General features: G+C 66.6%; 3 protein-coding genes. All 3 read right to left on the reverse strand.

Going from position 1 to position 3,000, the window contains the following annotated elements; translation table 11 throughout:
• Window positions 1-47: 47 nt before the first annotated feature.
• Window positions 48-1,382: an MFS transporter gene (locus HGG74_RS20705; protein WP_168489429.1), complete on the reverse strand. Its 1,335-nt coding sequence runs from the start codon at window positions 1,380-1,382 to the stop codon at window positions 48-50.
• 280 nt (window positions 1,383-1,662) lie between these two features.
• A complete protein-coding gene (locus tag HGG74_RS20710; RefSeq protein ID WP_168489431.1) occupies window positions 1,663-2,106 on the reverse strand; it encodes a nucleoside deaminase in 444 nt (147 codons plus the stop codon).
• A gap of 6 nt (window positions 2,107-2,112) precedes the next feature.
• A complete protein-coding gene (locus HGG74_RS20715) occupies window positions 2,113-2,919 on the reverse strand; it encodes a creatininase (RefSeq protein ID WP_246263136.1) in 807 nt (268 codons plus the stop codon).
• Window positions 2,920-3,000: the final 81 nt, after the last annotated feature.

Raw genomic sequence — 3,000 nt, forward strand, 5'->3', positions numbered from 1 at the left:
TCGGTTGGGTTTTGGCCCCTCCGTCCGAGGGGCCAAGTCTGGGGCGCCTATTCGTGGCGCAGCGGTTCGCGGCTGGTTTCCCGGGACAGCGCCACGGCGACCAGCGAGATGACGGCGGCGGCGGCCAGGTACCAGGCCGGGGCCAGGTCGTTGCCGGTGGCTGCGATCAGCAGGGTGGCCACGAACGGGGCGGTGCCGCCGAAGAGGGCATTGGAGAGGTTGAAGCTGACGGCGAAGCCGCTGTAGCGCACCTTGGTGGGGAACATCTCGGCCAGGAAGCTGGGCAGGGTGCCGTCATTGAGGGTCAGCATGGCGCCGAGCAGGATCTGGACCAGGACGATGACCAGGAAGTTTCCGGTACCTAGCAGGGCGAACGCGGGAACGGTCAGCAGGATGAAGAGCACCGAGGCGCAGATCAGCACCCTCTTGCGGCCGAACCGGTCCGAGAGCATCCCGGTGGCGAAGATGAAGCCGATGTAGGTCAGCAGCGCGATGGTGGTTGCGATGTAGGACTCGGTGGCACCCATGCCCAGTTCCTCCGAGAGGTAGGTGGGCATGTAGCTGAGGATCACGTAGAAGCCGACGGCGTTCAGCAGCACCGCGCCGACCGCCTGCAGCAGCTGGCGCCAGTGGTTGCGGAACATGCTCTTCACCGGGGCCTTGGCGGCATGGTCCTCCTTCTCCAGCTCGCGGAACGCGGGGGTGTCCTCGAGCTTGGTCCGGATGTAGCGGCCGATCAGGCCCATCGGGGCGGCCAGCAGGAACGGCAGGCGCCAGCCCCAGTCGGTCATCTGCTCCGCGCTCAGGACCCCGGTCAGCACGGCTGCGAACAGCGAGCCGAGCAGCAGGCCGGCCGCGGTACTGGCCGGGACCACCGCGGCGTAGAGGCCGCGGCGGTGGGCGGGGGCGTATTCGACCAGGAAGGCCGAGGCGCCGGCGTACTCGCCGGAGGCGGAGAAGCCTTGGACCACGCGCACGAGAAGCAGCAGCACCGGGGCCCAGAGCCCGATGGTGGCATAGCCCGGGATCAGTGCGATGCAGAAGGTCGCGGCGGACATGATCAGGATCGAGAGCGAGAGCGCGTTCCGCCGCCCCACCCGGTCCCCGATGTGGCCCCAGATGAAGCCGCCGAGCGGCCGGACCAGGAAGGAGATCGCGAACAGGGCAAAGGTGGACAGCAGCGCGGTCTGCGGGTCCGCCTCGGGGAAGAACACAACGGAAATCGTTGCGGCCAGGTAGCCGTACACGGCGTAGTCGAACCATTCGACGAAGTTGCCGATGAAACTGGCCGCTACGACCCGCTGGCGGGTCCGGCTGCCGTTGTCCGCGTCCTCGGTGGGACGGGGCTGTCCGCTGAGGGACGCTTTTGATTCTTCGCTCATGTTGCTGACCGTGGTTGGGGAGCCGGCGTTGCCTGCCGGGGGAGTAATGCTATTTGTCACAGTAAACCACCAAATTGATCTGGTGTTGCATTCATCGCAACGTTGTTGCATCAGACTAGATGTGGCTCATGTCACTGTCAATGGTTTGGGCAGGCCTTTTTGCCCTGCGTTTTCATGCCGGCCGGAAACGCAGGGCCGGGGCGGCGGAATGATTCCATTGCAACGGCGTCGCATCTAATGCAACATTGCTGTGGCGGCCTGCGGGCTGCCCGCTGCAGCGTCAGCGTCCGATGTCCTCCGCCCACAGTGCCGGCCGTGTCTGCTGGAAACGCTGCATGAGGCCCATGCACCGTTGATCCTGGAGGTTGACCACCTGGATTCCCCGTTCACGCAGCAGGTCGAGTTCGCCCGGAAAGGAGGCTGCTTCGCCGACGACGACCGTCGGGATCCCGAACTGGATGATGCTTCCGGCGCACATGGCGCACGGCACCAGCGTCGTGTACAGCACCGTGTCCTTGTAGGAGGCTTGCCTGCCTGCGGCGCGCAGGCAGGAGATTTCGCCATGGGCTGTCGGGTCGCCCGCTTGGACGCGCTGGTTGTGGCCAACTGCCAGCAGCCGCCCGCCCCGTTCGAGCGCGGCACCGACGGGAACGCCGCCGTGGTCGAAGCTGTGCCGCGCGGCTGCCAGGGCGGCCTCGAAGTTCTGCGGGTTGAAGGAGTGCATCGTGCGTCAGCGGGGATCGGTGGCGAGGAATTCGTGGTCCAGGGCCGCCGCCATCGCAGCCGTGGCCCGCTTGAGCAGGATTTCGCCCTTGTCGGCCGTGGCCTGCGCCGCCGAGGACAGGCAGCCGGAGCCGGGGGTCAGTTCGGGCCGTACCGGCAGGACATCGTAGTTGGGCAGCTGCGCCGGGGGCAGGTCGGCAATCCTGCCGACGTCGACCTTCTCCGGGTGCAGGTGCAGCATCAGCGAGGTTTCCAGCACGCCCCCGTGCTCGACGTCCCAGCCCGGGAAGCCGTCGGGGTAGAGTTCGGCGATCGTCGCCCCGTCGACGAAATCCCAGTAGGAGAGCAGCATGACCTTCATGTCCTCCACCCCGCCGAGGCGAAGCTCGCGCAGGGCCAGGTCGACGCCTTCGAACAGGAACTGGTAGTTCTCGTAGTGCCCGTTCACGAAGGCGACTTTCCGCACGCCGTGCCGGGCCAGTTCCAAGGTGAGGGTCTTCGAGATCGAAATGACGGTTTCCGCGTTCAGGCTGGTGGTGCCGTGCAGGTGGTTTCCGCCGCCGGAGCGCTGCTGGGATTTGTAGCCGTAGACGATCGGGGCGGCCACGAGCGCCCCTACCGCCTCCGCCAGGGAGCCGGCCATGGCCCGCGAGAGCAGGACGTCCACGTTCAGCGGCATGTGCGGTCCGTGCTGCTCGATCGACCCGGCCGGAATGAGCACGATACCGCTGCCCTCGGCGAGTTGGCGCTGGTAGGTGAAGGCGTCGAGGTCCTCCATGTAGACACTGGTGGGCATGGTTTCTCCGAATTTCATCGCTGGGGCGGAAACTGCCGTGCCGCGGGATGCGGCACGGCAGCTTCCGGATGGTTGGGGCGGGGGGTGGTTCCTTAGGCG

This window comes from Arthrobacter mobilis, assembly GCF_012395835.1.
GTDB lineage: Bacteria > Actinomycetota > Actinomycetes > Actinomycetales > Micrococcaceae > Crystallibacter > Crystallibacter mobilis.